At 72.8% G+C, this 23,799-nt stretch carries 29 protein-coding genes and 1 pseudogene; 9 read left to right on the forward strand and 21 right to left on the reverse strand.

Annotated features, from left to right (window positions below; genetic code table 11):
* The first annotated feature begins 119 nt into the window (after nucleotides 1-119).
* On the forward strand, nucleotides 120-425 hold the full coding sequence (locus AQJ66_RS07565; RefSeq protein ID WP_061918416.1) for a metal-sensitive transcriptional regulator: 306 nt from the start codon (nucleotides 120-122) through the stop codon (nucleotides 423-425).
* Nucleotides 426-449: 24 nt separating this feature from the next.
* Here AQJ66_RS07565 and AQJ66_RS39315 read toward each other — a convergent pair whose 3' ends face one another.
* Together AQJ66_RS39315 and AQJ66_RS07570 are read right to left on the reverse strand one after the other, a co-directional pair.
* Nucleotides 450-611: a hypothetical protein gene (locus AQJ66_RS39315; RefSeq protein ID WP_167359150.1), complete on the reverse strand. Its 162-nt coding sequence runs from the start codon at nucleotides 609-611 to the stop codon at nucleotides 450-452.
* A gap of 101 nt (nucleotides 612-712) precedes the next feature.
* Complete coding sequence (locus AQJ66_RS07570) at nucleotides 713-1,567, reverse strand: SCO4651 family lipoprotein (protein ID WP_061918418.1); 855 nt, start codon at nucleotides 1,565-1,567, stop codon at nucleotides 713-715.
* A 136-nt stretch (nucleotides 1,568-1,703) separates the two neighbouring features.
* Between AQJ66_RS07570 and AQJ66_RS07575 the strand changes: the two genes are divergently transcribed.
* Nucleotides 1,704-1,883, forward strand: a complete 180-nt coding sequence (locus tag AQJ66_RS07575; protein ID WP_061918420.1) for a hypothetical protein — start codon at nucleotides 1,704-1,706, stop codon at nucleotides 1,881-1,883.
* On the opposite strand, the gene AQJ66_RS07580 is transcribed toward AQJ66_RS07575, so the two are convergent.
* From AQJ66_RS07580 to AQJ66_RS07635, 12 genes and pseudogenes are all read right to left on the reverse strand, one after another.
* Nucleotides 1,880-2,266: a hypothetical protein gene (locus AQJ66_RS07580; protein ID WP_061918423.1), complete on the reverse strand. Its 387-nt coding sequence runs from the start codon at nucleotides 2,264-2,266 to the stop codon at nucleotides 1,880-1,882. The two genes, AQJ66_RS07575 and AQJ66_RS07580, sit on opposite strands and share 4 nt — an antisense overlap.
* Before the next feature lie 9 nt (nucleotides 2,267-2,275).
* On the reverse strand, nucleotides 2,276-2,695 hold the full coding sequence (locus AQJ66_RS07585) for an NUDIX hydrolase (RefSeq protein ID WP_061918425.1): 420 nt from the start codon (nucleotides 2,693-2,695) through the stop codon (nucleotides 2,276-2,278).
* Between the two features lie 9 nt (nucleotides 2,696-2,704).
* Nucleotides 2,705-3,871 (reverse strand): CHAD domain-containing protein, encoded by a 1,167-nt coding sequence (locus AQJ66_RS07590; RefSeq protein WP_061918427.1) that lies wholly within the window; start codon nucleotides 3,869-3,871, stop codon nucleotides 2,705-2,707.
* Nucleotides 3,852-6,080 carry an RNA degradosome polyphosphate kinase gene (locus AQJ66_RS07595; RefSeq protein WP_061918429.1) on the reverse strand — a complete coding sequence of 743 codons (2,229 nt, stop codon included), beginning with the start codon at nucleotides 6,078-6,080 and terminating at the stop codon, nucleotides 3,852-3,854. The genes AQJ66_RS07590 and AQJ66_RS07595 overlap by 20 nt, the downstream gene beginning before the upstream one ends.
* 287 nt (nucleotides 6,081-6,367) lie before the next feature.
* The gene (gene mshD, locus AQJ66_RS07600; protein ID WP_061918431.1) at nucleotides 6,368-7,294 is read right to left on the reverse strand and encodes a mycothiol synthase; all 927 of its coding nucleotides are present in this window, start codon (nucleotides 7,292-7,294) and stop codon (nucleotides 6,368-6,370) included.
* 88 nt (nucleotides 7,295-7,382) lie between these two features.
* Nucleotides 7,383-8,351: pseudogene (locus AQJ66_RS07605) on the reverse strand (pectinesterase family protein); the annotation flags it as partial.
* 219 nt (nucleotides 8,352-8,570) lie between these two features.
* Nucleotides 8,571-10,034 carry a sensor histidine kinase gene (locus tag AQJ66_RS07610; protein ID WP_107118889.1) on the reverse strand — a complete coding sequence of 488 codons (1,464 nt, stop codon included), beginning with the start codon at nucleotides 10,032-10,034 and terminating at the stop codon, nucleotides 8,571-8,573.
* Nucleotides 10,031-10,768: a response regulator transcription factor gene (locus tag AQJ66_RS07615; RefSeq protein ID WP_061918435.1), complete on the reverse strand. Its 738-nt coding sequence runs from the start codon at nucleotides 10,766-10,768 to the stop codon at nucleotides 10,031-10,033. The genes AQJ66_RS07610 and AQJ66_RS07615 overlap by 4 nt, the downstream gene beginning before the upstream one ends.
* A gap of 90 nt (nucleotides 10,769-10,858) precedes the next feature.
* Nucleotides 10,859-11,125 (reverse strand): hypothetical protein, encoded by a 267-nt coding sequence (locus tag AQJ66_RS07620; RefSeq protein WP_061918437.1) that lies wholly within the window; start codon nucleotides 11,123-11,125, stop codon nucleotides 10,859-10,861.
* A gap of 41 nt (nucleotides 11,126-11,166) precedes the next feature.
* On the reverse strand, nucleotides 11,167-12,207 hold the full coding sequence (locus AQJ66_RS07625; RefSeq protein ID WP_061918439.1) for a S1C family serine protease: 1,041 nt from the start codon (nucleotides 12,205-12,207) through the stop codon (nucleotides 11,167-11,169).
* 117 nt (nucleotides 12,208-12,324) lie between these two features.
* Nucleotides 12,325-13,347 carry a LacI family DNA-binding transcriptional regulator gene (locus AQJ66_RS07630; RefSeq protein ID WP_079060120.1) on the reverse strand — a complete coding sequence of 341 codons (1,023 nt, stop codon included), beginning with the start codon at nucleotides 13,345-13,347 and terminating at the stop codon, nucleotides 12,325-12,327.
* A 96-nt stretch (nucleotides 13,348-13,443) separates the two neighbouring features.
* On the reverse strand, nucleotides 13,444-14,232 hold the full coding sequence (locus tag AQJ66_RS07635) for a winged helix-turn-helix transcriptional regulator (protein ID WP_061918444.1): 789 nt from the start codon (nucleotides 14,230-14,232) through the stop codon (nucleotides 13,444-13,446).
* Nucleotides 14,233-14,412: 180 nt separating this feature from the next.
* Here AQJ66_RS07635 and AQJ66_RS07640 point away from each other — a divergent pair, with 180 nt between their 5' ends.
* From AQJ66_RS07640 to AQJ66_RS38765, 4 genes are all read left to right on the forward strand, one after another.
* The gene (locus tag AQJ66_RS07640; RefSeq protein WP_107118890.1) at nucleotides 14,413-15,300 is read left to right on the forward strand and encodes an alpha/beta hydrolase; all 888 of its coding nucleotides are present in this window, start codon (nucleotides 14,413-14,415) and stop codon (nucleotides 15,298-15,300) included.
* Between the two features lie 67 nt (nucleotides 15,301-15,367).
* Complete coding sequence (locus AQJ66_RS07645) at nucleotides 15,368-15,622, forward strand: MoaD/ThiS family protein (protein ID WP_061918446.1); 255 nt, start codon at nucleotides 15,368-15,370, stop codon at nucleotides 15,620-15,622.
* A 4-nt stretch (nucleotides 15,623-15,626) separates the two neighbouring features.
* Nucleotides 15,627-16,817, forward strand: a complete 1,191-nt coding sequence (locus tag AQJ66_RS07650) for a hypothetical protein (RefSeq protein WP_061918448.1) — start codon at nucleotides 15,627-15,629, stop codon at nucleotides 16,815-16,817.
* A gap of 118 nt (nucleotides 16,818-16,935) precedes the next feature.
* Nucleotides 16,936-17,661 (forward strand): hypothetical protein, encoded by a 726-nt coding sequence (locus tag AQJ66_RS38765; protein ID WP_159052535.1) that lies wholly within the window; start codon nucleotides 16,936-16,938, stop codon nucleotides 17,659-17,661.
* Nucleotides 17,662-17,679: 18 nt separating this feature from the next.
* Here the strand turns inward: AQJ66_RS38765 and AQJ66_RS07655 are convergent, their stop codons facing one another.
* Nucleotides 17,680-17,886 carry a DUF397 domain-containing protein gene (locus AQJ66_RS07655; RefSeq protein ID WP_061918450.1) on the reverse strand — a complete coding sequence of 69 codons (207 nt, stop codon included), beginning with the start codon at nucleotides 17,884-17,886 and terminating at the stop codon, nucleotides 17,680-17,682.
* Nucleotides 17,868-18,710 (reverse strand): helix-turn-helix domain-containing protein, encoded by an 843-nt coding sequence (locus tag AQJ66_RS07660; RefSeq protein WP_061918452.1) that lies wholly within the window; start codon nucleotides 18,708-18,710, stop codon nucleotides 17,868-17,870. Before AQJ66_RS07660 ends, AQJ66_RS07655 begins: the two co-directional genes overlap by 19 nt.
* 166 nt (nucleotides 18,711-18,876) lie before the next feature.
* Between AQJ66_RS07660 and AQJ66_RS07665 the strand changes: the two genes are divergently transcribed.
* Nucleotides 18,877-19,278 carry a hypothetical protein gene (locus tag AQJ66_RS07665; RefSeq protein ID WP_061918454.1) on the forward strand — a complete coding sequence of 134 codons (402 nt, stop codon included), beginning with the start codon at nucleotides 18,877-18,879 and terminating at the stop codon, nucleotides 19,276-19,278.
* 406 nt (nucleotides 19,279-19,684) lie between these two features.
* Here AQJ66_RS07665 and AQJ66_RS07670 read toward each other — a convergent pair whose 3' ends face one another.
* From AQJ66_RS07670 to AQJ66_RS07680, 4 genes are all read right to left on the reverse strand, one after another.
* Nucleotides 19,685-19,972: a DUF1416 domain-containing protein gene (locus AQJ66_RS07670; protein ID WP_006139129.1), complete on the reverse strand. Its 288-nt coding sequence runs from the start codon at nucleotides 19,970-19,972 to the stop codon at nucleotides 19,685-19,687.
* A gap of 46 nt (nucleotides 19,973-20,018) precedes the next feature.
* The gene (locus AQJ66_RS07675; RefSeq protein ID WP_061918456.1) at nucleotides 20,019-20,864 is read right to left on the reverse strand and encodes a sulfurtransferase; all 846 of its coding nucleotides are present in this window, start codon (nucleotides 20,862-20,864) and stop codon (nucleotides 20,019-20,021) included.
* Between the two features lie 136 nt (nucleotides 20,865-21,000).
* On the reverse strand, nucleotides 21,001-21,081 hold the full coding sequence (locus tag AQJ66_RS40935; protein ID WP_350751515.1) for an Ms5788A family Cys-rich leader peptide: 81 nt from the start codon (nucleotides 21,079-21,081) through the stop codon (nucleotides 21,001-21,003).
* 199 nt (nucleotides 21,082-21,280) lie between these two features.
* Nucleotides 21,281-22,024 carry an LmeA family phospholipid-binding protein gene (locus AQJ66_RS07680; protein WP_061918458.1) on the reverse strand — a complete coding sequence of 248 codons (744 nt, stop codon included), beginning with the start codon at nucleotides 22,022-22,024 and terminating at the stop codon, nucleotides 21,281-21,283.
* 123 nt (nucleotides 22,025-22,147) lie between these two features.
* Here AQJ66_RS07680 and AQJ66_RS07685 point away from each other — a divergent pair, with 123 nt between their 5' ends.
* A complete protein-coding gene (locus AQJ66_RS07685; protein ID WP_061918460.1) occupies nucleotides 22,148-22,411 on the forward strand; it encodes a DUF3099 domain-containing protein in 264 nt (87 codons plus the stop codon).
* A 19-nt stretch (nucleotides 22,412-22,430) separates the two neighbouring features.
* On the opposite strand, the gene AQJ66_RS07690 is transcribed toward AQJ66_RS07685, so the two are convergent.
* Nucleotides 22,431-22,793, reverse strand: coding sequence for a DsrE family protein (locus AQJ66_RS07690; RefSeq protein ID WP_061918462.1), 363 nt, complete (start codon nucleotides 22,791-22,793; stop codon nucleotides 22,431-22,433).
* Between the two features lie 118 nt (nucleotides 22,794-22,911).
* Between AQJ66_RS07690 and AQJ66_RS07695 the strand changes: the two genes are divergently transcribed.
* Nucleotides 22,912-23,631 carry a hypothetical protein gene (locus AQJ66_RS07695; protein ID WP_061918464.1) on the forward strand — a complete coding sequence of 240 codons (720 nt, stop codon included), beginning with the start codon at nucleotides 22,912-22,914 and terminating at the stop codon, nucleotides 23,629-23,631.
* Nucleotides 23,632-23,799: the final 168 nt, after the last annotated feature.

Consider the following 23,799-nt stretch of genomic DNA (forward strand, 5'->3'; position numbering starts at 1 on the left):
CCCATCGGACAGACTGCTCGGCACGGGGGCACAGCAAAGCCCTGCTACCCCGGAAAATTCGTTACGATATACCCGCCAGGGGTATGTATCGACCGCTCGTCCCGAGATGGAGGCCCGCGATGACGACGACCGAGGCCGGCGCCACGCACGGTTACCACAAGCAGAAGGACGAGCACCTCAAGCGGCTGCGCCGCATCGAGGGCCAGATCCGCGGCCTGCAGCGCATGGTCGACGAGGACACGTACTGCATCGACATACTCACGCAGGTCTCCGCGTCGACCAAGGCCCTCCAGGCGTTCGCCCTCCAGCTGCTGGAGGAGCACCTGCGGCACTGCGTGGCGGACGCGGCCGTCAGGGGCGGGGACGAGATCGACGCGAAGGTGGACGAGGCGACCAAGGCGATCGGCCGCCTGCTGCGCACCTGAGCGGTGCCCGCCGCCGGGCTCGGCTCAGGCCGGATTGCGTTCCTCGGCGACCCGCAGGACCTGGTCGATGCTCTCCAGGCTCAGCCGGTCCTCGGCGGCCGAGGCGGCGATCATCAGCTCCCCGCACAGCTCGATCTCGGCGAGGGCCACGTGGTCCTGTACTGCCGTACCGCCGACCGGAGCCACGCGCATCACCTCGTCTCTGCCGTCACCGACTTCCTAGAGTAGGCAGGGCCCCACACCCCGCGCATGGCACGGACGGGCTAGTTCAAGGGTGGCGTCCCGGACTAGTGCGCCGGCTGGTTCTCGGCGATGCGGCCCGCGTAGATGTCCCGCGGGCTCGGCAGGCGTACGTCGACGGGCGTGCCGAACTCGTACAGCAGGGTCGTCGAGGCGACCGCCACGGCGGTCTTCTCGCGGCCGTTGACGAAGCTGAAGTGCTGGCGCAGCTTGCGGATGCGGCCCTCGTCGTCGAGGTAGGCGTCGAACGGGACCTCCGCCGCGGCGAACCCCCTCGCCGCCGCCCGCAGGGGCGCCCGGTTCTCCGCCGACGCCGCGTCCGCGGCCCGGTTCAGGTCGGCCGTCCCCCGGTAGTGCCGCACCTGGGTCCCGCCGACCTCGGTGCGCCCCACGAGCCGCGCGCTGCGCGTCCCGCGCAGCACCTCGGCGGCGGCGTACGGGTCGGTCGCGCCGCCGGTGACGAGGTTGCCGTCGGAGAGCGTCGAGGTGTCCACCCGCACCCACTTGTCGGCGGGCACCCCGGCGCCCCGGTTCTTCATGAACAGGGCTCCGGGCGCGAGGAGTTCGGTGATGGGCCGGTGCTCGGACGCGCCCGCGGGGTCCTCCGGGAGCACGACGGTCAGCTGTCCGAGACGCCTGGTGTAGTCGTAGACGCCCTTGCCGCGGATGGTGACCCGGGTGCCGCCGGTCGCCATCTCCATCGACGTGCCGGCCTTGGAGCTGCCCGCGCCGCGCAGGGTGTCGGCCGCGTGCCGCAGGACGATGACCGCGTCACCGCCCGCCCCCGCGACGCCCTCGGCGGCGGCCCGGCGAGTGCACCCGCCGGCGGCCGTCCCCAGCCCGAGCACGAGCCCCAGCGCGACGACCGTCCTGCCCGCGCGCCTGCAATGCCGCCGATCCATCGCCTGCCAACCCCCAGCCGGTACGTCCGTCACGGGCCCCCTGTCGTTCCGGTTAACGACCGGTAGGGAGTGCCGTCACGCGTCGGCCCACGGCCGGGCCAACCCTTGACCCCGTGTTGCCGGTACCGTGGTTTCCGTGGCGCAGGCGGACGGGCCGGAACGGGCCCGGCAGATGCAGGGGCAGGAACACCTCACGACGACGAGCGAACAGGGCCGCTTCTGCGTGGCCCGCTGCACCTGCGGCTGGCGCGGGCCGGCCCGCAGGGCCCGCAGCCAGGCCAGGACGGACGCGGAGGGCCACGCGGTGGGCGCCTAGCGCCTGTCCGGCGGCACTTGGGGCGGCGTCACGGCGTCGAACAGCGGCCAGCCGTCCACCTCCGCCGTCCCCGCCGCGGGAAACACCCCACGGGCCAGGGCCTCGTCCAGCAACGCCCGTACGCTGCCGGGTTCGTGCAGGTTCAGGTACTGCCGGTCGGTGAGGCGCACCGCCGCGCCCTCGTCGAAGTAGCCGTCGGCGACGGCCCGGCCGGGTCCGGGCCGGAAGACCAGACGCAGACGGGCCGGGCTTCCCGCCCGCCACAGTGTCACCGTGCTGCCGCACCCCGGGTAGCCCCGCACCCGGTCGTGCCGGTGCCCGAAGCACCAGCCGTACACCGTGCCGCCCACCACCAGACGGCGGACCCTGCGCCTGCTCCCCACGGCGGCACCCTAGACGCCGCGGTGCCCGAGGTGCTCGACGAGGGCGTCCACCAGGTCGCGGTCGCGGGGCTGGGTCAGCCGGCCGCGGGCGGCCGAGGGGGACAGCCACAGGATCCGGTCGACCTCGTCGGTCGGGGTGAAGCGGCCCGCGATGGCCTCGGCCGCCCAGTAACGCACCTGTTTGGGGCGGTCGTTGGCCCGGTAGCGCAGGGTCGGCAGCTCGGCGCCCGGCTCGGCCCTGTGCCCCGTCTCCTCCTCGACCTCGCGCAGGGCGCCCGCGAGCGCGTCCTCACCCTGCTTCAGCTTGCCCTTGGGGTGCGACCAGTCGTCGTACCTGGGCCGGTGGACGAGACACAGCTCCAGCCGGCCGTCCACCGGCGAACGGCGCCACAGGACGCACCCGGCTGCCTGGACCGTCGTGTCGTTCACGCCGCCTCCTCAGGGTGCGCCGACCGTCGCCTTCTGCCACGCCTGCTGGAAGGCGAACCTGGCCGCCTCCACCTCGTGCCGCTGGTCGGCGTGGAGCACGCCGAGGGCGTACGCCGTCGCCGGGGCGATGCGCGGCGTGCGGGCCGCCTGGGCCGCCGCCGCGGCCGCCTCCGAGGCGTCCCGGTGCCGGTTGAGGGCCTGGCCCGCCGTCAGCAGGCGTACGTCGGCGGGGCGGTCGGCGCCGTGCAGCACCTCGCGGGCGTACCGGTGCAGGCGCAGCAGCAGGCGGACCTGGTGCCAGGGGCCGTCCTGGGGGTGCGGGGACGGGTCCGGGGACAGGCCGTGCACCAGGGCCTCCGCGTTGTAGGGGTGGCCCGCGGTGACCAGGGGCAGGGCGGTGACCGCGTTCGCGAGGCGCTCCTCGGCGGCGGCCGCGAGGGGGTGCAGGTCGGTGCCGGCGGCGGGGGTGAGCGGGACCTCGCTCGCGAGGACGGCCACCTTGTCGGCGACCGCGTGGAAGCGGGAGGAGCCGAGCGCCTGCAGCGCCGTGGAGTGGGCGCGGGTCCGGGCGAGCGTGAGCTGGCGCTCCAGCAGCGCGCCCGCCTTCGCCGCGCCCACGGTGAGGGTGCCGCGCTCGGGGGTGGGGGGCGGCTGGGCGGGGCCGCCGGCGGGCACGAGCGCCGCCTGCAGGGGGACGGGTGCCCCCGCCGCGGCGGGGGTGCGGCTGCCCGCGGCCACGGGGGCCGGCCGGCCGCCCGCGCCGCCCGGCGCGGTCGCCGCGCCGCGCCGGCCCGTCCCCTGCCCCGGGAACACCGTCACGCCCGACAGCCGGTGCAGGGCCAGCAGCAGCCGTTGCAGGCGGGCCTCGTAGGCGTGCTCGAGGCCCAGTGTGCCCGACACCCAGGCCAGTTCCGGCCGCATGTCCTCCGACCAGTCCGCCTCCAGCAGGGGGCGGAAGGTGTGCAGGCTGGCGCTGATGCGGCGGGCCGAGCGGCGCAGGGCCCGGGCCGCGTCGACGGACTCCTCCGCGCCGCTCCCCGCGGCGGCGCCGGTCTCCCGGTGCAGCCGCAGGGCGCGGAGGAACTCGGTGGCCTGGGCACGCAGGTAACCCGCGAGGGCGTCCGCCGTCACCGCCGGGGCCGTGGGGTCCGTCGGGTCAAGGTGTTGCTGTGCCACGCCGGCGCCTCCGGGCGTCTATGAGCATCTCCTGGATGTTGCGCAGGGGCTGTCCGTCCGCGTCGGTCGCGTGCCGGGTCCACTCGCCGTCGGGGCCGAGGTGCCAGGAGGCGGTGGTGTCGGACATGCCGGTGTCGAGCAGCCGGTTCAGGGCCGCCCTGTGGGCCGGGTCGGTGACCCGGACCAGGGCCTCTATCCGGCGGTCGAGATTGCGGTGCATCATGTCGGCGCTTCCGATCCAGACCTCCGGTTCGCCGCCGTTGCCGAAGGCGAACACCCGGGAGTGCTCCAGGAAGCGGCCGAGGATCGAGCGGACCCTGATGTTCTCCGACAGGCCCGCGACGCCCGGGCGCACCGCGCAGATGCCGCGCACCCACACGTCCACCGGCACGCCCGCCTGGGAGGCCCGGTACAGGGCGTCGATGATCGCCTCGTCCACCATCGAGTTGACCTTGATGCGGATGAACGCGGGGCGTCCGGCGCGGTGGTGCTGGGCCTCCTTGTCGATGCGGGCGATCAGGCCGTCGCGCAGGGACTTGGGGGCGACCAGCAGCCGGCGGTAGGTCTCGCGGCGGGAGTAGCCGGAGAGCCGGTTGAACAGGTCGGAGAGGTCGGCGCCGACCTGCGGGTCGGCGGTGAGCAGGCCGAGGTCCTCGTACAGCCGGGCGGTCTTCGGGTGGTAGTTGCCGGTGCCGACGTGGCTGTAGCGGCGCAGGGTGTCGTCGCCCTCCTGGCGGACCACCAGGGACAGCTTGCAGTGGGTCTTCAGACCGACCAGGCCGTAGACGACGTGGCAGCCGGCCTCCTCCAGCTTGCGCGCCCACTTGATGTTGGCGTGCTCGTCGAAGCGGGCCTTGATCTCGACGAGGACCAGCACCTGCTTGCCGGACTCGGCGGCGTCGATGAGCGCGTCGACTATGGGGGAGTCGCCGGAGGTGCGGTACAGCGTCTGCTTGATGGCCAGGACGTCCGGGTCGGCCGCCGCCTGCTCCAGGAAGGCCTGGACGGAGGTGGAGAACGAGTCGTAGGGGTGGTGCAGGAGCACGTCCCGGGTACGCAGGGCGGCGAAGATGTCGGGCGCGGACGCCGACTCCACCTCGGCCAGGTCGCGGTGGGTGCCCGCCACGAACTTGCGGTACTTCAGCTCCGGCCGGTCGAGGCTGTGGATGCGGAAGAGGCCGGTGAGGTCCAGGGGACCGGGCAGCGGGTAGACCTCGGCCTCGGAGATCTTCAGCTCGCGCACCAGCAGGTCGAGCACCTCGCGGTCGATGGACTCCTCGACCTCCAGGCGCACCGGCGGGCCGAAGCGGCGCCGCATGAGCTCCTTCTCCAGGGCCTGCAGGAGGTTCTCGGTGTCGTCCTCCTCGACCTCGAGGTCCTCGTTGCGGGTGAGCCGGAAGGCGTGGTGCTCGAGCACCTCCATGCCCGGGAAGAGCTCCTCGAGGTGGGCGGCGATGACGTCCTCGATGGGGACGTACCGGCCGGGGGAGCTCTCCAGGAAGCGGTTCAGCAGCGGCGGCACCTTCACCCGCGCGAAGTGGGTGTGGCCGCTGACCGGGTTGCGCACGACGACGGCCAGGTTCAGGGAGAGGCCGGAGATGTACGGGAACGGGTGCGCGGGGTCCACGGCCAGCGGGGTCAGGACGGGGAAGATCCGGTGCCGGAACAGGGTGAACAGCCGGGCCTGCTCCTTCTCGGTCAGCTCGTTCCAGCGGACCAGGTGGATGCCCTCCTCCGCGAGTGCGGGGGCGACGTCCTCGTGGTAGCAGGCGGCGTGCCGGGCCATGAGCTCGCGGGAGCGGGCCCAGATCATCTCCAGCACCTCGCGGGGCTGCAGGCCGGAGGCGGAGCGGGTGGCGACGCCGGTGGCGATGCGCCGCTTCAGGCCGGCGACCCGGACCATGAAGAACTCGTCCAGGTTGCTGGCGAAGATCGCCAGGAAGTTGGCCCGCTCCAGCAGGGGGGTGTCGGGGTCCTCGGCCAGCTCCAGGACCCGCTCGTTGAAGGCGAGCCAGCTGCGCTCCCGGTCGAGGAAACGACCCTGCGGCAGCGGAGCCCCCTCGCCCGCCGAGTCCTCGTAGGCGTCGAGGTCGGCGTCGATGTCGGGTTCGAGGTCGGAGACGGCGGCGGCCACGGTGTGCGGGCGGTGCGCGGCGATGGAGCCCACGGAGGGCTGCGTGTGCTGAACCTCGGCGTCTGGCTGACTCATGAACCCATTCTTCCGCGTCGCGCGCGATACGGGCGCGTCGGAAAGCGCGGGCGGGAGCACGGCTGCGGGCCTCGCGGGAGGCGGCGGAGGCTCTGGCACGGCGGGCTTCATTGGCCGAGCGTCGCAAGCCCGTCTGAATCGATGGTTACGGAGACATGACGTCCGGGATATCGCGGGGAGAGCGCGAGGCGGCTCCCGCGATCCCGGGGCGCCGGAAATCCGGCCCCGACGCCCCGTGGTCCGGGCCGGAACGCCCCTCCCCGCGCGGTCGTGACGCTCCGTGTCCGTCAGGTCTCGGTGCGGTACATCAGGTCGGTCTCGTAGGTGGTGAACCCCATCCGCTCGTACACCGAGACCGCCGCCTTGTTGTCGGCGTCGACGTAGAGCATCGCCGCCGGCAGCTGCTGCCCGGCCAGGTGGCGCAGGCCGATCACGGTGAGGGCCTTGCCGAGGCCGCCGCCCTGTTCGCCGGGGCGGACGCCGAGTACGTAGATCTCGCCGAGGCCCTCCTCGGCGTGCACCTTGGTCCAGTGGAAGCCGACCAGCTCGCCGCGGCGCTCGGCGAGGAAGAACCCGGCCGGGTCGAACCACGGCTCGGCCTTGCGGTCGTCCAGGTCGCGCTGGGTCAGCGCGCCCTGCTCGGGGTGGTGGGCGAAGGCGGCCGCGTTGACCGCGAGCCAGGCCGCGTCGTCCTTGCCGGGCACGAAGGTGCGCACGCCGACGCCCTCGGGCAGCACCGGGTCGGGCAGCTGCAGGTCCGTCAGCGAGCGCCGCATCTGGCGCAGTTCGCGGAACAGGGTCAGTCCCAGCACCTGGGCGAGGTGGCGGGCGGCGGAGTGCCCGCCGTGCGCCCAGACCCGCAGCCGCTTGCCCGAGGCGGCGAGCAGCGCCGAGCCCAGCGCCCGGCCGTGCCCGTGCCCGCGGTGGGCCGGGTGGACGACGAGTTCGGCGGCCGGCGGCTCCACCGGGTCGGTGTCCTCCAGCTGGGCGTAGCCGACGAGTTCGCCGTCGATGCTCAGCAGCAGGTGGGAGACGCCCTCGCGGGCGCCTCCGCGCAGTTGCAGGCGTCCCTGCTCGGAGACCGGCTGCTGACCGTCGGCCCGGGCGGCGTCGGCGAGCAGTGCGAGCACGGCCTCGGCCTGGTCCGGGTCGAGCGTGGAGCGGGTCTCGATGGAGCGGGAGGGTACGGGCCGTACGGAGTCGTCGCTGCTCATGCGTACGAGGGTACGGCCCGCCCCCGGCCGGCGCCCGCCTCCTCGCGGGAACGGGCCGGGGCGCCGCGGGGCGGGCCGTACGGCGTCGTCAGGACGCCGAGGGCGTCCAGTCGCCCAGCCAGTCGGCGACTTCCTGGTTCGCGGCCTGGGCGTCGGTCAGTTGGGGGCGGTCGGTGCTCGCCGTCCCGGCGCCGGCGCCGGTGTTCCTGTACTCGGCGAAGCGGTCGTCCTTCCAGGAGAAGCCGCTCATGTCGGTCCAGGGTGTGGTCTTGATCGCGTCGCTGAGGCCGGTGTTGCGGACGGTGGTCTGCGGGTCGAGGGTGGCGTCGCCGCCGGCGTGCCAGGGGCGGCCGAGGTAGAAGCTGCGGGAGGAGACGTCACCGTTCACCGTGGAGTTGGCGATGAGGATGCCCTTGCGGTTCGCGGCCGTCGACGGGGCGGTGACGTAGCCGGCCGAGGTGCCGTTCCAGCGCTTCTTGAGGGTGATGACCGAGTGGTCGATCACGGCGGTGGCGCGGCCGAAGATGAAGTCGACGTTGCCGACGACGTAGGAGTTCGTCAGGTAGACCCGGCCCAGCCTGTCCTTGGAGGCGGTGTCCAGCAGCAGGGTGTCCTGGTCGCCGGTGACGATGACGCCGTCGAGGAGGACCTTGTCGGAGGCGGTGCGCAGGGCGACCGCCTGCTGGGCGATGTCCTGGTGGGCGGCCTCGTCGAAGTCGTTGGCGACGGTGAGGTCGCGGGCCTGGAAGTCGTCGGCCTCGACGGCGACGGTCGCGCTGCCGCCGGTGCCGTAGGTGCCGGAGCCGTCGGGCTTCCTGGTGCCGGACGCGTTGCCGTACACGATCACCGTGTCCTTGCGGCTCGCGCCGGTGCCCTGGAGGGTGACGTGCGGCTTGTTCGCGGGCACCTTGACGGTCTCCCGGTACGTGCCGGGCTTGACGGAGATGACGACCCGGGAGGGGTTGTCCGCGGGTACGGCGTTCACGGCGGCCTGGACGGTCCGGTACTGCCCGGAACCGTCCTGGGCGACGGTGAGGGTGGTGGCCGCGGCGGCGGAGGCCTCGGGCTGGGCGCCGGGGCCGAGGAAGCCGTAGGCGAGCGTGCCGGTCGTGGCGAGTGCGAGGGGCAGGCCGAGGGCCAGTGCCCCGCGGGGCCGGCGGTGGGGGGTGCGGGGGCTCATGGGCGACTCCAGTCGGTGGTCCGGGTCGGGTCGACCCGGAGTCGCCGTGGGCGCGGGGAAGGTTGCCGCCCCGGTGCGCCTGCCGCCGCCGATCCGCTACGGCATCTCCGGCGGAGCCGTGGGTGCCCCCGGCAGGCGTACCGTCACCACCGTGCCGCCGCCCTCGGCGCGGTCCAGGGCGACCTCGCCGCCCGCCTGCCGGACCGTGCGGGCCACGATGGACAGGCCGAGGCCCGAGCCGGGCAGGGCGCGGGCCGACGGCGAGCGCCAGAAGCGGTCGAAGACGTAGGGGAGTTCGTCGGCGGGGATGCCGGGGCCGTGGTCGCGGACGGTCAGCACGCCGTCCGTCAGGCGGACCTCGACGGTGCCGCCCTCCGGGCTGAACTTCACCGCGTTGTCCAGGATGTTGACGACCGCCCGCTCCAGCGCGGAGGGCTCCGCCCGGACGTACCAGGGGTCCAGGTCCGCCGTGATCGTCAGCTCGGGGCCGCGCAGGCGGGCCCGGCGCAGGGCCGCCTCCACGGTGTCCTGGAGGGACACCACCTGGACGCGCTCGCCGCGCTCGCCCTCCGAACGGGACAGCTCCTGCAGGTCGCCGATCAGGGACGCCAGCTCCGTCATCTGCGCCTTCACCGAGGCGAGCAGCGCCTTGCGGTCCGCCGGGGGCAGCGGGCGGCCCGTCTCCTCGCTCCGGGTGAGCAGTTCGATGTTCGTCCGCAGCGAGGTGAGGGGGGTGCGCAGCTCGTGGCCGGCGTCCGCGATCAGCTGCCGCTGCAGGTCGCGGGAGCTGGCGAGGGAGGCGGTCATGGAGTTGAAGGAGCGGGAGAGGCGGGCGACCTCGTCCTCGCTGTCGTCCTCGACGGGGATGCGGATGGTCAGGTCCTCGGTGCGGGCCACGTGCTCCACGGCCTCGGTGAGCTTGTCGACCGGGCGCAGGCCCGCGCGGGCCACCGTGAGGCCCGCCGCGCCGGCGCCCAGCACGCCGATGCCGGAGACGAGGAGCAGGATGAGGGCCAGTTCGTTGAGCGTCTCCTCGGTGCTCTTCAGGGGCGTGGCCACCAGCAGGGCCGTGTTCGGGTAGACCTGCAGGGGCGTGCCCGGGCCCTGGTTGACGATGAGCGGCATGATGAGCACGCGGACGGCGTTGCCGTTGCTGTCCGTGCCGTTGCGGAACCGGCCCTCGCGGACGTTCGCCTGCGCGATGTAGCGCCGGTCCACGGCGGTGGTCTTCACGGTGCCCGCGGAGTTGCCGAAGACGCAGGCGGTGCCGTTCTGCTTCACCGCCTCGAAGTAGTAGGTGCCGCTGCCCCGGAACCCGTAGGTGGAGTCCGTCGGGGCCTGCGGGCAGGTGGAGAGCAGGGTGTCCACGGCGTCGGCCGACTGGGGCCGCTGGACCGCCTGCTGGAGGTCCTTGCCGACCTGGTCGTACACCTTCCCCTGGACGATGAACCAGCACGTCACCGACACCGCCGCCACCGCGAACGCCACCGCCGCCGCCACCAGGACGGCGAGGCGGGCCCGCAGGGGCAGCGCCCGGTAGCGGCGCACCAGACCGGTCACTCCGCGCCGCCCTGCCGGAGCACGTAGCCGACGCCCCGCACGGTGTGCACCAGGCGGGGCTCACCGCCCGCCTCGGTCTTGCGGCGCAGGTACATCACGTAGACGTCCAGGGAGTTGGACGAGGGTTCGAAGTCGAAGCCCCAGACGGCCTTGAGGATCTGCTCCCGGGTGAGGACCTGGCGCGGGTGGGCCAGGAACATCTCCAGCAGCGTGAACTCCGTCCGGGTCAGCTCGACCCGCCGGCCGCCGCGGGTGACCTCGCGGGTCGCGAGGTCCATGCGCAGGTCGCCGAAGGTGAGCGCCTCGTCCCGCTGGGCCTCGGCGGAGCCCACGGCGGCCGCGTAGGAGCTGCGGCGCAGCAGCGCGCGGATCCGGGCGAACAGCTCGTCCAGTTCGAACGGCTTGACCAGGTAGTCGTCCGCGCCCGCGTCGAGCCCGGTGACCCGGTCGCCCACGGTGTCGCGGGCGGTCAGCATGAGGATCGGGAGGGTGTCCCCGGCGCCCCGGATGCGGCGGGCCGCCGTCAGGCCGTCCATCCTGGGCATCTGGATGTCCAGGACGATCAGGTCCGGCTGGTAGGCGCCGGCCTTGACCAGCGCGTCCGCGCCGTCGACGGCGACCTCGGTGTCGTACCCCTCGAAGGCGAGGCTGCGCTGGAGCGCCTCGCGTACGGCGGGCTCGTCGTCGACGATCAGGATGCGCTGGGGGTCACGGTCGCCTTCGGCGGGGCTCATCGCTCGCGGTTCCTCGGGGTGCGGTGGGTCGGGTGGCCGGGGTGTCTCTCAGCGTCGCACGTTTCCGGGCCGGGAGGCGGGCGGCCGGGCTCAGACGCCCAGTGCGCTCAGGCTCTTCATCGCGCCCAGCCGGTGGACGGTGCTGAGGCGGTGCAGCGGCACCTTGCGGCGGTGCGGGCGGTCGGCGGAGGTGCGCAGGCCCATCAGCTCGGGGACCTGGGCGACCTCGGGGGCGCGCGGGGCGGGCGCCGGGGCCGGGGCGGTGGCCGGGGCGTGCAGCTCGTGCGCCACCGCCAGGGCCAGGGTGAGGGCGGCCGGACCGCCTGCGGGAACCGTGTGCGAGACCTTCTTGATCATGGCGTACTCCCTGCTGGTGGAACGGCCGGCCGGCGGCCGGGCTAGCTGGACGAACCCGAACGCAGCTTGGCCAGGTCGGACTTGACGGTGTTGACGGGGATCGCGAAGCCGAGTCCGACGCTGCCCGCGTCGGAGGACGAGGAGGACTGCTGACTCGACGAGTACATCGCGGAGTTGATGCCGATGACGTTGCCGTTGGCGTCGATCAGCGCGCCCCCGGAGTTGCCGGGGTTGAGCGAGGCGTCCGTCTGGATCGCCTTGTACGTCGTCGTGGAGGATCCGGTGTCGCCGTTGAACTGGCGGCCGCCGAACTGGAACGGCCACTGGCCGTCGCCGCCCTGGCCCTGCCCCTGGTTCTCGTCCGTGGAGACGGTGACGTCCCGGTCGAGCGCGGAGACGATGCCGCTGGTGACGGTGCCGGTCAGGCCCTCGGGGGAGCCGATCGCCACGACGCTGTCGCCGACCTGGACGTTCCCGGAGTCGCCGAGCGACGCCGGTGTGAGCCCGGAGACGCCCTTGACCTTGAGCAGGGCGAGGTCCTTGGAGCTGTCGGTGCCGACGACCTCGGCGGCGCGGCTCCTGCCGTCGCTGGTGCGCACCTTGATCGAGGTGGCGCCGGCGACGACGTGGTTGTTGGTGACGATCTCGCCGCCGGAGGTGATGATCACGCCGGAGCCGGTGGACGAGCCGGTGCCGAGGGTGGCGTTGACCTCCACCACGCTGGGGCTGACCGCGGCGGCGATCGCGGCGACGTCGCCCCGCTTGCTCGACGGCACCACCGGGGTGGCCGCGCCGGTGGAGGCGACCGTGTCCTGGCCGGCCAGCTCCTGGAAGGCGTACGCCGTGCCGCCGCCGACCGCCGCCGCGACGATCGCCACCGCCGCGAGCAGCGCCACCGGTCCCCGGGGACGCTTCCGGGCGGGCCGCGGGGCCGGCTCGGGTGCCGCGACCGCCGTCGCAGGACCGTACGGCGGCGGGGGCGGCCACTCCGGATTCACGGGAGCGGAGTGGCCGGGCTGAGCGTAGGTACCCTCATGGTTCTCGTACTCGAACTCGCCGCTGCGGCGGATGCTCTCGGTCATGACAAACAGAGTCCCCCGCGACCATGAGAGCTTCCTGAGTGCTCCCTGAGAAGCCCGGCAGAACCTTGTTTGCCCGATATGAAGACGCGTGCCGAAGCCGGCCGGGCGCCCCCGGGATCAGGCGCAGCCGCAGGACGTGCGGACCACCAGGCGGGACGGGAACGTCTTCAGGCGCTCGCGGCGGGAGCCCGCCACGCGCAGGCCGTCGTCCAGGACCAGGTCGACCGCCGCGCGGGCCATCGCCGAGCGGTCCGAGGCGACGGTGGTCAGGGGCGGGTCGGCGAGCGCCGCCTCCTTGATGTCGTCGAACCCGGCCACCGCCAGCTCGCCGGGCACGTCGATGCGCAGCTCGCGGGCGGCCCGGAGCACGCCGATGGCCTGGTCGTCGGTGGAGCAGAAGACCGCCCGCGGGCGGTCGGGGCGGGAGAGGAACTCCAGGGCGACGCGGTAGGCGTCGTAGCGGTTGTAGGGCGCCTCGAACAGCCGGCCCTCGGTGGTCAGGCCCGCCTCCGCCATGGCCCGCTTCCAGCCCTCGACGTGGTCGGAGACCGGGTCGCCGACGGCCGGCGTCTGCGCCGTACCGCCCATGCAGGCGACGTACTCGTACCCGTGCTCCAGCAGGTGGCGGACGGCGAGCTGGGCGCCGCCCAGGTCGTCGGTGACGACGGCGACGTCGTCGATGGCCTCCGGGCGCTCGTGCAGCAGCACCACCCGGGCGTCCCAGGCCTCGATCTCGGCGGCCGCGAGGTCGTTCAGGGCGTGCGAGACGAGGATGAGCCCGGAGACCCGCATGCCGAGGAAGGCGCGCAGGTAGTGCACCTCGCGCTCGCCGATGTAGTCGGTGTTGCCGACCAGGACCATCTTCCCGCGCTCGGAGGCGGCCTGCTCGACCGCGTGCGCCATCTCGCCGAAGAACGGCTGGCGGGCGTCGGGGATGATGAGGCCTATGAGGTCGGTGCGGCGCGAGGCCATGGCCTGGGCGACCCGGTCGGGCCGGTACCCCAGCTCCTTGATCGCCGCGAGGACACGCTCGCGCGTGGCCGGGGCGACCGGCCGGGGTCCGTTGTTGATGACGTAACTGACGACGGCTGTGGAGGTTCCGGCCAGCCGTGCCACGTCATCGCGAGTCACCTTCGCCACGCGCGGAGTCTACGCGGATGGACCCGCGCTGGGCAGGGCGTATCGCATGCCGGGCGGTGCCGGGCGGAAGGGGGCCGCGCGCCGCCCGGCGGCCGGTCAGGCGTCCGCGTGGAGCTCGGAGCCGTCCCGCAGCGCAGACGTGTCCGCATCTTCCGGCTTTGTCCGGTCCTTCTTGGCCTTCGCCTCGTCCACGGACCTCTCGGACCGGTCGCCCTTCTCGGGCGTAACGAATCGATAACCGACGTTCCGGACGGTTCCGATCAGCGACTCGTGCTCCGGGCCGAGCTTGGCGCGCAGCCGCCGTACGTGCACGTCCACCGTCCGCGTGCCGCCGAAGTAGTCGTAGCCCCAGACCTCCTGCAGCAGCTGGGCGCGGGTGAAGACCCGGCCGGGGTGCTGCGCGAGGTACTTGAGCAGCTCGAACTCCTTGAACGTGAGGTCCAGGACCCGGCCCTTGAGCTTGGCCGAGTAGGTCGCCTCGTCCACCGACAGGTCGCCGTTGCGGATCTCCATGGGGGAGTCGTCGGCCGTGATCTGCTGCCGGCCCATGGCCAGCCGCAGCCGGGCCTCCACCTCGGCGGGGCCGGCGGTGTCCAGCAGGACGTCGTCGATGCCCCAGTCGGCGGTGACGGCGGCGAGGCCGCCCTCGGTGACGACGAGCAGGAGCGGGCAGCCGGGGCCGGTGGAGCGCAGCAGCTGGCACAGGCTGCGCACCTGCGGCAGGTCGCGGCGGCCGTCGACGAGGATCACGTCGGCGCCCGGCGTGTCGACGAGCGCGGGCCCCTCGGCGGGGGCGACCCGCACGTTGTGCAGCAGCAGTCCGAGTGCGGGGAGCACCTCCGTCGACGGCTGGAGGGCGTTGGTCAGGAGCAGCAGAGAACTCATACGTCTGGTTCCTCCTCGGTCCCTGCGAGGACGTGTGCGATACGGCACTGCCTGCGATCCCGAGAGCCCCGTACACCCGCGGTCACCTGAGGTTTCCCGCTTCGTATACAACGCTTCCGAAAGCACAAAAGGACCCGGGGGCTTCACTGCCCGAGTCCTCTGCCCAGCAGAATAGCCCACATGAGCAACGGTCCGGCAGGTCATGTGGCACGTTCCACCGTTCGTCCGCATCCCGAGACGTGCGGACGGGCCCGTATCCGGACGTTTCTGCGCACGGCCGACGGTGTGGCCATCGATTCCGTATACGATCCCGGCGCCGCCGTATACGACCGGTCCGCGAGCGCGCCCGCGACCCCGCCGGACATCTCCCAGACGGCCTGCCGCGGCCCGGTGTTCGTGGTCGCCCACGGCTTCACCGGCGACGTGGACCGGCCGCACGTGCGCCGGGTGGCCGCGCGGCTGGCTCGGTACGGCGCCGTCGTCACCTTCTCCTTCCGGGGCCACGGCCGCTCCGGCGGCCGGTCCACGGTCGGCGACAAGGAGGTGCTGGACCTGGCCGCCGCCGTGGAGTGGGCGCGCGGCCTCGGGCACGCGCGCGTGGTGACCGTCGGCTTCTCCATGGGCGGCTCGGTGGTGCTGCGGCACGCGGCGCTCCACCCCGGCACGGCCGACGCGGTGGTCTCGGTCAGCGCCCCCGCCCGCTGGTACTACCGCGGCACGGCCCCCATGCGCCGGCTGCACTGGCTGGTCACCCGGCCGGCGGGCCGCCTGGTCGGCCGCTACGGCTTCCGCACCCGCATCCACCACCGCGACTGGGACCCCGTGCCGCTCTCCCCGGTGCAGGCGGCCGCGCGGATCGCCCCGGCCCCGCTGCTCGTCGTGCACGGCGACCGGGACGGCTACTTCCCCCTGGACCACCCCCGGATGCTGGCCGAGGCCGCCGGTGAGCACGGCGAGCTCTGGGTGGAGCAGGGCATGGGCCACGCCGAGAACGCGGCCGCGGACGCCCTGCTGGACCGGATCGGCGCCTGGGCGCTCGGCCGCCCCGGTTCCGGCGCCGCTTCGTGAACGGCCCGCCGGGTGCCTTAGCCTGATCGCGTCCGTCCTTCTCTCCTGCCGTCGAGCGAGGAACCAGATGCCCAAGGTCACGGTCCGCTACTGGGCCGCTGCCAAGGCCGCGGCCGGGATCGCCGAGGAGCCCTGCGACGCGGTGACGCTCGCCGAGGCGCTCGCCGCGGTGCGCGAGCGGCACCCCGGGGAACTCCCGCGCGTCCTGCGGCGATGCTCCTTCCTCGTCGACGGCGACCCCGTGGGCACGCGCCCGCATGAGACGGTACGGCTGGCCGAGGGCGGCACGGTCGAGGTGCTCCCGCCGTTCGCAGGAGGATGAGGCGATGAGCGAGCCGTACCAGAGCGGCCCGTACGACCCCTACGACCCCCACCGGCAGGCCGGTGCCGCCGGTCCGTGGCAGGGGTACGACCAGCAGGCCCCGCCCGGCCACGACCCCCAGCTCACCCAGCAGTGGCAGGGACAGACCTGGGAGACCCAGAGCCACCCGCAGACACCGGCCGCCCCCGAGACGGCGTACCTGCCGCCGCGCGACAACCCGTACCAGGCGCAGCAGCAGCACTTCGCGGATCCGTACGCGCAGCCGCAGGCCCAGCCGTACGCGCAGCCGCACGCCCCGCAGCCCCGGACCGCGCAGCCGTACGCGCAGCCGCAGCCGCAGCCCGAGCCCGCCACCGCGCCGGGACACGGGCCCGGTGCCGGTCCCGGCCCCGAGGCCGCCCCGGACTACGGTCCCGCGACGCTCGTCGGGAACGCCCGCATCACCGACGCCCAGCGGGCCCGCCTCGAGGGCCGCTCCCCGGTCATCGAGCCCGGGATGCAGCCGGCGCTGCTCACCGCCGTGCTCGGCCTGCTGCTGGCCGTGACGGCCCCCGCCGCCCCGTACGCCCTCGTCGTCCCGCTGGTGCTGCTCCAGGCCGTGACGGCGGCGGGCTGGTTCCGTCTGAACGGCATGTGGCCCGCCCGGCAGGGCATCGCGCTGGCCTTCGCGGGCGCGCTGACCGCGGACGTGGCGGTGCTGGCCGCGGGCCGCGACCACGCCCCCGCCGCGATCCTCGGCCCCCTCGGCGCCTGGGTCCTGCTGTCGCTGGTGCTGCAGCTGCGCTCGCACGCCTCACCGGACGAGCGGATGTACGGCCTGATGGCGACGGTCGCGTCCACGGCGCTGTCCGTCCTGGCCACCGGCTACCTGGGCGCCGGCCCGCACGCGGTCTCCGTCGGCGCGGCCGCGGTCGCGGTCGCCGTCCTGGCGCGGGCGCTGCCGCTGCCGACCCCGGTCTCGGTGGTGGTCTCGCTGCTGGCCGCCGCCGGCGCGGGGATCGCCGTGGGCGGCATGACGGGCCTGGGCGCCAAGGGCGCGCTGCTGGGCGGTGCGGCCGCCGCCTGCGCCCTGATCGGCCACCGCGTCGCGAGCTACGACTACCCGTCCCGCTTCGTCCACTTCACCGCGGGCGTCGCCCTGCCCCTGTCGGCGGCGGCACCGGTGGTGTGGGTGCTGGGGAGGGCGCTGGGCTGAGTGCCCGCTGCCCCAGGCGGCTGATCTTCGGGGTTCTCGGGTAAGGGCCCGGTCCGTGGTGGCACACCTTCACCACCGATGGCCGCATCCGCGGTTTTCGGCAGCAGAAGGGAGCTCCATGTTCGTCCACGCAGGCCGCCTGGTCCGCGCCGCACTGCTTGCCCTGCTTCTCACCGCTGCCGCAGCGACGCCCGCTCTGTCAGTGAGCCCTGCGACGACCCGTCCCGCCGAGGTCGCGAACGCGGCGACCGCGGCCCCGAAGGCTCCCTCGGCGGGCGTGGCGGTCATCTACCGGGTTTCGGGGGCACCGTACTACCGGGTCCACAATGCCCTCCTGCTGGAGGAGAGAGCCGGTGTGGGCATCAAGGTCGCTCACGTGGGAGTCTGGCCTGCCAACACGAAGAAGCCCCCTGTCCAGGAGTTCTGGGTCTGCAAGAACCCCCAGAGCGCAACCTGCCCGACCCCGAAGAGATCGAACTGGCGACTCGATTCGTACCGCAACTACTCGGCGCAGCCATGCCCCTCCAGTGGCGGCGTGACCTACTGCCCCGGCCCCTTCATCGCCTACAGGTCGTCAGCCGGCACCCACAACGGCGCGTTCGCGTGCTGGCGGCCCGCGAACAGCACGACATGCAGCAAGACATGGCCGGGGGACAACAGGATCTACCAGAGCTCTGGCACGCTCCGGGTCCTGCACTACGCGAATCCGAACCCCCCGGCACATGCTCCCCACAACAACAGGGGCTCGTACGCGAACCATCCGGGAGACTTCAAGTTCCTGGTGCACACCGTCCCCGGCCCGGTGTCCGCGCAGCGGATCTGCTACCTGCGCGGTACGTGCTGACCTCGCTGCTGCTCCGCGCTACTCCGCGCCCGCGCGCCTGAGGCCGTCCACGAAGGCGGCCCAGGCGCCGGCCCGGAACACGAGGGCTCCGCGGGCGGGGGCCTTGCTGTCCCGGACGGGGACGACGGAGGGGATGTCGTCGGCGACTTCGAGGCAGTTGCCGCCGTCGGAGTTGCTGTAGCTGCTCTTGCGCCAGTCCGCGTCGCTCAGGTCGATGGCTCGCACGGCACTTCCTCCAACATCCCCAGGATCAGCTTCTGTGACTCGGCCGAGGGCAGGGCCAGGTCGCGCACGGCATCATATGTGCGGTGGAAACGCTCGACCTTGCTTGGTTCGTCGATCAGTTCACCGCGTACGTCGTTCTCCGCATAGGCCACGGTACGGCCGTCCGGCAGCCTCAGGAACATGACGTCGGTACTGTCCAGGCCATGCAACCCGGAGCCGAACGGCAGGACGTGAAGGGAGATGTTCGGCTGCGCCGCAGCCTCCGCCAGGCGCTCCAGTTGCCTCCTCCACGCCCGTTGATCGCGCAACGAGTGGCGTAGGACCGCCTCGGAGAGGACGATGCGGAACGGCGGTGGGTCATCACCGTCCAGCACCTTCCGCCGTCCGGTGCGCGCCTCGACCTGCTGGTCCAGCTCGTCACCCTTGAGACCGCCCGCAGCGAGGGCTTCGCGCGCGTACTCGGCGGTCTGCAGAAGCCCGGGTGGCCTGCTCACGGAGTACTGCCACAGGCTGACCGCCTCGGCCTCGAGTTCCATGTAGCCCCGGTACTGCTCCTTGAACTGCGCCGGATCCGCCACCGCCAGCTCCCACAGCGTCACCAGCAACCCCGGTGTCCCGTAGAACTGGTCCAGCGCCTGGACGACCTCGGGGCCGCCCAGCGTCCGCCCGCTCTCCATCTTGCTGAACTGGGACGAGTCCCAACCGACCTCCTTCGCCAACTCCCGCAGGGACAGGCCGCGTTCGGTCCTCAGGCTTCGCAGCTCCTCGGTGAACCGCTCCCGCGGTTCCTGGCTCCGCCCCGTGATCACCAACCGCTGTGGCATCGCGCTCCTGTTGAATTTGTTGAATGTGGCAGGCCCAGCGTTGAATTTGGGCCGCTCAGCAGCCCGAACGCCCTCTGCATGCGCCATGCTCTTGAGCACGCCGAACACAAAGCGTAGCTACACCGTAGCGCTGCGCACATGCGTTCAAGTGAAGGAGCTGGCCGCAGTGACGACGAAGTCGGAGCCCCTCGAACCCGGAGCCCTCCTCTACGACCCGGCGACCGGCAGGGTCGGCGAGTACCGCGACCGGGCCGGTCCCTACGTGCTGCTCCGCCCGGTCGGCGGCGGAGTGGAGTGGGAGGCCGATCCGGAGAGGCTGCGCCCGGCCACGGACCGGGAGCGGCTCGGCGCGAATGTCCGGGCCGTCAACCACCGCACCAGGTCGCTGCCGTCGCTGCCCCCGCCGCTGGACGACGACAGCCGGCCGCCGCGCCCCGTCCCCGGCTGTGCCGCCTGCGCGGAGCTGGCGGAGCGGCGGGAGGCCGCCCGCGCGGCCTACGACCGCAGCGCCGAGACCGACGCGAACGTCCTGCTGCGCCAGCACCAGCGGCGGGAGCACCGCGCATGACGGCCGCCGGCGGCCTGCCGTACGAGGAGTGCAGGCGGTGGCAGCGGGAGAACCGGACGTTGGTGGACCGGACGGCCACCCCGTGGCCGGCCTACGCGCTACCGCCGTTCAGGCCCGATGCCCACGGCACGCGGGACGACGCCGCCCCTCGCCCCGGGCCCCCCGTCTCAGGGACGCTCCGCCGGTGCTGGGCGCGGATGCGCAGGGGTTTGTCGCACATGTACCCGCGCCCCTTCGGATACCTGCGCCGGACCGACCTCGAAGGGGCGCGGGGAACTGCGCGACCAGCCACAGCAGACCTGCACACGGCACCCCACGGCCACCCCCGCGGCGAGACACCGGAGGGCCGCACCCCCACCCGGCGTCCAACCCGGGGGATACGGCCCTCCAGCGCGAGCGCTACCGCTCAGACGGCGATGGCGACCTCCGCCAGCCCGCCCTGCTGCGCGACCACGGTGCGGTCGGCGGAGCCGCCCGGCACCAGCGCGCGCACGGTCCACGTGCCCTCGGCCGCGTAGAACCGGAACTGTCCGGTGGCGGAGGTCGGCACCTCCGCGGTGAACTCGCCGGTCGAGTCGAGGAGACGGACGTAGCCCGTCACCGGCTCGCCGTCGCGGGTCACCTGACCCTGGATCGTGGTCTCACCGGGCTTGATCGTCGAGGCGTCCGGGCCGCCGGCCTTCGCTCCGCACATGCTGATTCTCCGTAAGGGGTCTGACCAGGAGGTCGGTCGGGGTGGGTTACTTGCCGGCGCCGAGCTCGATCGGCACGCCGACGAGGGAGCCGTACTCGGTCCAGGAGCCGTCGTAGTTCCTGACGTTCTCGACGCCGAGCAGCTCGTGCAGCACGAACCAGGTCAGGGCCGAGCGCTCACCGATGCGGCAGTAGGCGATCGTGTCCTTGGCGAGGTCCACGTCCTCCTTGGCGTAGAGCTCCTTGAGCTCCTCGTCCGACTTGAACGTGCCGTCGTCGTTGGCGTTCTTCGACCACGGGATGTTCTTCGCGGAGGGGACGTGACCCGGGCGCTGCGACTGCTCCTGCGGCAGGTGGGCCGGGGCGAGCAGCTTGCCGGAGAACTCGTCGGGCGAGCGCACGTCGACCAGGTTCTGCGCGCCGATCGCGGCGACGACGTCGTCGCGGAAGGCGCGGATCGCCGTGTTCTGCGGCTTGGCCTTGTAGTCCGTCTTCGGGCGCTCGGGCACCTCGTCGCCGGCGACCAGCTCGCGCGCGTCCAGCTCCCACTTCTTGCGGCCGCCGTCGAGGAGCTTGACGTTCTCGTGGCCGTACAGCTTGAAGTACCAGTAGGCGTACGACGCGAACCAGTTGTTGTTGCCGCCGTAGAGGATCACCGTGTGGTCGTTGGCGATGCCCTTCTCCGACAGCAGCTTCTCGAAGCCGGCCTGGTCGACGAAGTCGCGGCGGACCGGGTCCTGGAGGTCCGTGGTCCAGTCGATGCGGATCGCGTTCTTGATGTGGTTCTTCTCGTAGGCGGACGTGTCCTCGTCCACCTCCACGATCGCGATGTTCGGGTCGTCCAGGTGCTCCTGGACCCAGTCGGCGTCTACCAGGACGTCGCTGCGGCTCATGCTCTTTCTCCTCCGGGGCAGTTACGGCGGGGCGTGCGAGTGGAGAGGGCGCGGCTCTACGGAGTCGTCCGGGGCCGGCGCAGGGGTGCCCTTCCAGCAGGGCGGGGGGTGAGACGCGGAAGTCGGGGACTTTCGCTCAGAAGGGGCGACAGAGCATGGCGGCAACGCGGCACAGGTCCACTGCCCGCCGCTTCGTGAGATCCGCCTGTCGCTTCATGCCCTCGATCGTAGGGATGTCCGGGTGGTCATGTCACCGGCGTGTCGCATTCTGAGACTCGATCGTCCGAATAGCGGGACGATAAGGCGTCCCGGCCCGTCGTGGAGCGGTCTGCGGGTGCTACGTCCGCCCACCGGAACTGCCGTACGGACGGCGTGTCTCGCCTGGCGGACACGCGTTGTCCGCCGCCGGGTGACGCCTACCCCGCCAGCTTGACGTGCGAACCCCGCACGGTGATCTCCACGCCGTCCTGGGCCGCCTGCACCTTGTCCAGCTTCACACCGCCGGGCAGCCGGTCGATGACCTGCTGGAAGTCGGTGATCCGGCGGACGCGGTTCTCGGCGGCGACGACGGCCCCCAGCACGGGCAGGGAGTCGGCGCGGACCTCGACCCTGTTGTTCGCGACGGAGACGGTGCTGAGCACGGACACCGTCCGGTCGATCGGAACGGTCAGCAGCTTGCCCGTCACGTGCACCGCGACCTTGATCTTGCCGTGGCCGCCGTCGGACAGGCCCACGACCTGCGCCTCGATCCCCGGGGCGATCTCCGACGGCTCGGACCTGACGGCCTTCAGCAGCTCCGAGTAGGCGATGGTCGCCGTGCCGGTGGCGCTGGAGGCGGTGGCCGAGCTGTAGTCCCCGGAGAAGGAGACGCCCTTCATGTCGGCCTTCAGGTCGTCGATCCGGATCGTCTTGCCGGCGATGCCGGTGGCCGCCTCGTAGTCCTTGATCCCCACCTCGACGTCGTCCAGCGATCCGCCCGCGACCTGGGTGAGGAACGGGAAGCCCTTGATGTTCACGTCCGGGGTCGAGGCCAGGTTCTGCGTCGTCCTCAGCTTGTCCGCGGCCTCGCCCTCGGCGAAGTGCACCGCCACCCGGTCCACGATCACGAAGAGGACGCCCAGGATCACGACGAGGATCAGGAATATTCGCAGGGCGCGCATGTGGTCTTCCCCCGGATCGGTTGGGTGTGCCGTGGCGGTCCTACGCCACGGTAGCCCCGGGGCCCGGCCGGACGGCGCATTGTCGATCAGTTGTGACAGGGGGACCGGGCCTACTCTGGAGGTATGTACGCGCGGCGGCGGCACCAGTACTTCGCCATGATGGGGGTCTGTATCGGCCTCTTCGTCCTGGCCTGGGGGGTCGTGCGCATCTGGTCGGTGCCCGCGGCCGTCGGCATGTGCCTGTTCGCCATGGTCATCCCGCCGGTGGCCGCGATGGTCGCCAACCGGCGGGGGCCCGAGGACCGCTGGTGGGACGACCCCTCCGGCGACCCGAAGTCCGACGAGTGGTGGGACGAGCTGGACGGCAAGAAGCGCCCGCGTTCCTAGACCGGGCCCGGACCGGAGATCAGTAGACGAGCGCCTGGGTGCCGTCCGCCAGCGCCTCCTGCACGAAGACCTGCGCGCCCGCGATCCGCACGCCCTCGAGGACGTCCTTCTCGGTGATCCCGCGGCGCGCGGCGCACTGCGTGCACAGCGTGATCCGGCCGGCCGCCAGGATCGAGTCGATGAGGTCCGGCAGCGGCGCGGCGTGCGGCAGTTCGAACTCGGCGGCCCGCCCCGGCAGTGCGAACCAGGACGACTCCCCGGTCAGCCACAGCGACACCTCGACCCCGCTGGCCACGGCCACCGCCGCCACCGTGAAGGCCTGCGAGCAGCGCTCGGGCGCGTCGGCCCCGGCGGTCACCTTGATCACGAGCTTCTTCGCCATGCCCGAATCGTAATCTCCCCCCTACAACCCCGGGTCACGGCCAATCTGGGGGGACGTATTGGAAGAACCCGAAGAGAGACCTGGCGTGCCGGATGCGCCGGTTGCGCCGGTTGCGCCCGTGCCGTCCCGGCCCCGCCGGCGCGGCCGTACGGCCCGGCTGGTCGGCGCCGCCGCGCTGCTGGGCCTGGTCGCCGGCACCTGCGCCGGGTACCTGGTCCAGGCCGGGCGCGAGCCCACGAAGCTGCCGTCGCTCTCCCAGCCGGTGCTCCGGCAGGCCAGGGGCGAGGTCGAACCGCTCACGGCCGCGCGGGACCCGAGGCTGAGCACCGACGGCGACCTGCGCAAGCTGCTGCTGAAGCGGCCGAGCGGCGCCCGGGAGGCGGGCTGGGTGCCCCGCGACGGCTGGATGGGCCTGGCCGCGTACGCCGGCGAGTACACGCAGCCGGCCGACAAGTTCGGCGATCTGGTGACGGACCGGTTCCGCCGGGCGGCCGTCACCGGCTGGAAGGACGGCAGCGCGTACGGCGTGGACATCCGGCTGGTCCAGTACCGGCAGGAGGACTCCATGGCCGCCGCCGACGCCTACAGCACCCCGTCGTACGGGATCCGCGGCTCCGGCGACGCCGTCCACGGCAAGCACGTCCCGGGCGCGGCGACGGTCTCGCAGACCAGCCGCACCACGTACGTCGAGCCGAAACCGTACGGCGCCGAGCAGGTCCGCCAGGCCTTCGTCGCCGCCGGGGACGTCTACGCGGTGATCCTCCAGTCCCGCGAGGGCGGCGCCCTCACCGTGCCGTTCCAGCAGACGGTCACCCTGCAGACGCAGCTGCTCGCCTGACCCCCTGCCGCCATGCCCCCCGTAAGGCACACCTCGAAAGGAGGGCCGCGCCCCGGCCGCGTAAGCTGGGGCGCGGCCCTGTCGTATGCCCACCCTCGCTCAAGGAGCACCCGTGGAGACCTTCTACGAAATCCTGCTGGTCCTGGTCTGCGTCGGCGTCCTCGCCTT

It is taken from the genome of Streptomyces bungoensis (genome assembly GCF_001514215.1).
Classification (GTDB): domain Bacteria; phylum Actinomycetota; class Actinomycetes; order Streptomycetales; family Streptomycetaceae; genus Streptomyces; species Streptomyces bungoensis.